General features: G+C 68.3%; 3 protein-coding genes. All 3 read right to left on the bottom strand.

The genetic code is table 11. The features are described 5' to 3' along the window. On the bottom strand, window positions 1-2182 hold a 2182-nt coding region (locus QZZ33_RS11475; RefSeq protein ID WP_291380153.1), incomplete at its 3' end, for a TIM-barrel domain-containing protein. Further along, a complete protein-coding gene (locus QZZ33_RS11480) occupies window positions 2179-3285 on the bottom strand; it encodes a glycoside hydrolase family 15 protein (RefSeq protein ID WP_291380154.1) in 1107 nt (368 codons plus the stop codon). The genes QZZ33_RS11475 and QZZ33_RS11480, both read right to left, overlap by 4 nt. Window positions 3286-3386: 101 nt before the next feature. Continuing rightward, window positions 3387-4068, bottom strand: a 682-nt coding sequence (locus tag QZZ33_RS11485; protein WP_291380155.1) for an extracellular solute-binding protein, incomplete at its 5' end; no start/stop codon positions are given.

Genomic DNA, 4068 nt, shown 5'->3' on the forward strand with positions numbered 1-4068 from the left:
GGTGTCGAGGCGTCTCGGTGGCAACGGTGCGACCGCCCTCGACGGGTGTCCCCGTCCAGGCGTCGCGCCACTTGCCGCGCGGCAGATAGACGTCCCAATGAGTGCCGGGCGCGAGTACAGGCGCGACCAGCAGGTCGTCGCCGAGCGTCCACTCCGGCGGAGCCGTCCACACCGCCTCGTCGTCGGCGTGGTCGAAGAACAGTGGCCGCATGAGCGGGCGTGAAGTCTCGACCGCGGCGCGCGCCTGCTCGGCGAGGTACGGCAGCAGCCTTTCGCGTAGCGCCACAATCTCGCGCACCTCGTCGATCACGGCGGCGTCGCCCGACAGCTCTGCGATGTTCCACGGCGTGCGATCCCGCGACGGGGTGCGGTGGTGGTTGAACTCGGAGTGGTACTGCATGATGGGCACGAACGCGCTTGCCGCAAACGCTCTGACGTACAGCTCGGCGTCAGGCACTGGCCCGGAGAATCCCGCGATGTCCCAACCCCAATAGACGAGGCCGGATGCGGCGGCGTTGAGACCAGCCCACATGGACCACCTGAACGCGTCCCACGTGGAGTTCTCGTCCCCTGCCCAGAACGCGCCGTGCGCTTGTGAGCCGGTGAATCCCGCGCGCGAGAACGTGACCGGAGCCTTACCGCATCGTCGCATCAGATCGCCGTAAGCCTTGGCGTAGGCGACGGGGTTGAGGTTGTTCGCCTCGTCCCCCGACCGGCCGTCGATGTACACGAGGTCCGCGCCCCACGCGTGCTCGGAGCCGTCGGTCTTGAAGCCGTCGACGCCCATCTGCTCCACCAGGTAGCGGCGCTTCTCGGTCCACCAGCGCGCCGCCTCGTCGTCGGACAGGTCCGGCATGAGGCTGAGGGGAAACCACCACCCGCGGTTGCGATAGGGCCGCAACGAGCCGTCTGCGTGGCGCGCCCTGATGAGGTGGCCCTCTCGTATCGCCGCGTCGGCGTCGTGCCGTGTCTGGCCTTGCGGGTGCGGCCTCATCTTGATGAGCGGAATCTGCCACAGCAGCAGGCGGGTGTCTTGCGCGTGCAGCGCGTCCACCATGGCCTTGGGGTCTGGCCACGCGCCGTCGGCTGGAAAACTGAAGTCCTCGAGGCGCAAGGGGCCGCCGTCCTCGCGCGGCTCGTACTGGGCGTCGCGCCACACCGTGAAGGTGCTCTCGTCGCTCCATGCCTCGATCACGATGGAACCCACCGGTATCCCGTGCGTGGCGTGCAGGGCGGCTTGGCGCTCGACTTCTGCCTGGGTGTTCCACTCGTTGCCGCTCGCCCACAGGCGCAGCACCCACTCGGGGAGCTCCTCAGGGCGGCCGGCGCACTCGAGGAAGGCGTCGAGAACCTCGGTGGGTGAGCCGACGAAGGTGCGCACCGACAGTGCCGCAGTCGCATCGGACGGCGCGGCCGTCTCGGCCTCGATCGTGAGCAGTCCTGCGTCGGCCTCGCCCACGTCGAACCATACCCGCCGGGCAGTGTCGACGTGGAAGCCCCAACCGGAGCCGCCCACCACGTGAGCGAAGGGCATCGGCATATAGGTGCGTCGCATCGCGCCTTGAGACTTGTACTGCTCGAACACGACGGAGTCGAGGCTGGTGCCGCGGTGATCGAGGCGGTCGAAGCGCTCGCCAAAGCCCGCCACGTGCTCGCCTGGGGCGAGGGGGAGCGAGAGGCGCACCTTGGCGACGTGGGTGGCGGTGCGTAGCGCGCGCACCGATCCGGGGACGACGCCGATGGCACCGGGGGTCGCGACAAGGCCGTCTGGAGCGTCGTCCCACTGTGCCACCTCTGCGTGAGAGATGCCGGTGCGTCGCGTGGTCTTGCCGTCTGAAGCGCTGAGCCTGTACGTCAGCGAGACCGCATCGGCCGCGACGTCAACGGTGGCCTCCCAACCGCCGGACTTTCGCGCCAGCTTGGCCTGTGCCGACGCGAGGTGGCCGCCATCGACCTGCTGGCCGCGCGAAGACCGGACAACCGGCGCGCACGGGATGTCCCGCGTGGAACGGGAACCGTCCGCGAGGGTCTCGGTGAGGTGGAGCGTGACGGCCTGGACATCTGCTGACGTCCGCGAGCCGATGCGCAGGCCCTCGCCCGCCACGGGCAGCACTGGCCAGCGCTGGTCGGTGTCGGGGGAGTACGGGTGCCCTGAGCCCAGGGGGGTGTGTCGGATCATCATCGCTCGAGCTCCTTTGCGAGGCGAAGCACCATGGCGTGCGACCACAGCAGGGGTGTGGCGACCTCTCCCCATTTGTCAATCCACTCTTGACGCCGTTCTGGCGCCAGGAGGTGGCGATCGACTTGCTCTGGAAGGTCGAGGGACTCGGTTGCGGTCGCCATGGCCCACGCGAGGTAGGCGGCAGCGCCTTCATTGTCGCCGAGGGCCGCGCGCGCCAGGCCAGCGAAGCAACTGAGCAACGGCCACTGACCGCCTCCGTAGAACGTGTCGGCCGCGAAGCGATGCACGCCGCCATCCACGGCCAGTTCGGCCTCGACGGCCTCGACGGTGGTCCGTGCGACGGGGTGGTCGGCAGGGATGAAGCCGAGCGGCGCGATCAGCGCGGTGAGCGAGGCATCCACCGCGGTGGACCCCACCCACTTGACGAGGTGGCCGTCAATTGCGCCATGGGTGAGGACGTAGTCGCGAATCGTGGCCGCGGTGGTGGCGGCAAGGGCGGCGCGGCCCTCATCGAGCACGCCCATGCGCGAGGCGGCCTCAAGCCCCGCGCCCACGCAACCGAGCGTCGAGACGTGGATCTGTTCGTCGTGTTCTTCCCACCAGTCGAAGCAGGGGCGCTTCCATGACGAGACCAGATAGTCCACCGTGAGCGCGACGGCGTCAGCGTACGGGGACAGGTCGGCGCCGTGCCGTGCGCCGTGCGCGTCGAGGGCCCACAACCAGGTGCCGAAGCCGTCAAGTTGGAAGTCCCACCACTCGTCGCCGCCATCGCGGCCGCCGTCAAAGGTGAAGCGGGCGGGCAACATGCGGGCGTCGGGAAGTGGCGTGCCAGCGGCCGCTCCATCCACTGCCGAGACGATGTCATCGCGGTACTGGCGCACGACGCGCGCGCACCAGGAGAAGAAAGCGTCGACAGAGGCAACGTCGCCAGCTGCGGACATGCCGTCGGCGATGAACGCGCCGTCGCGGAACCAGCAGAAGCCCTTGTACGCGGAGAAAGTCGGGCTTGCGGGGTACGCGCCTTCCGCGGTCTGAAGCGAGCGGATGAGGGAGCGGGAGTTCTCGAGAAGGGCGCGAGCGGACGAGGGTTCGGCCGGGGTCATGAGGGCACTCGATTCTTAAGCGTCGTGCTGATGCGTCAGGGTAGGCTCGCAGGGCCTGGTGGCGGCGAATTCTGGGCGCCGCCACCAGGCCCTCATGTGCGTTAGCCGATGAGGTCGTTGACCTGTGATGCGGCGGACGCGATGGCGTCCTCCACCGACTTACGACCTGCTGCGGCCTCCGTCAACTCTGCACCGATGATGTCCTGCATCTCGGCCTGGTTGTCGCCGATGACAGGCGGCAGTGCGATTCCGTCGAGCGAGTCGAACACTGCCTGACGGTTCTCTGGAGCGCCCTGTTCGAGATACGTGGCGAGCAGTGCCTCGTCCGAGATGGCCGGGAGTTCCCACCCGGCGCTCAGCCGCGTGTCCACCATCACCTGAGAAGCGGTGAGGAACTCGGCGAACTTCTGCGCCGCGTCCTGGTTCGACGAGTTCGCAGAGACGGCCACCGCGTTGGAGAACACGGCCGACGCGTTCTGGGCGTCTCCCGGCTCCACGGCGATGTCCCACGCGAAGTCGCTGTCGGCTGCGGCGCCGAACATCCAGATCCCTGAGTGCCACATGGCGAGCTTTCCACCGGCCCACAAGGAGGTGTCGAAGTCAGGAGTGCCTGCACCCTGCTCGGCGGTCGGCATGGTCGTGCCCGACTTGCCCACGAGCCACTCAGCGGCGGCGATGCCCTCTGGCGAGTCGAAGGCGACGGAGGTGCCGTCGTCACTCAGAAACTGGCCACCTGCCTGCACGAGCGCCTTGTAGAACTCGTAGTAGGAGATCGGCTGGTAG

The organism is Demequina sp., assembly GCF_016278775.1.
Lineage (GTDB): Bacteria > Actinomycetota > Actinomycetes > Actinomycetales > Demequinaceae > Demequina.

What these genes read in the sequence shown, in the direction of transcription:
- QZZ33_RS11480 (WP_291380154.1), bottom strand. Translation starts at nt 3,285, where the DNA reads ATGACCCCGGCCGAACCCTCGTCCGCTCGCGCCCTTCTCGAGAACTCC.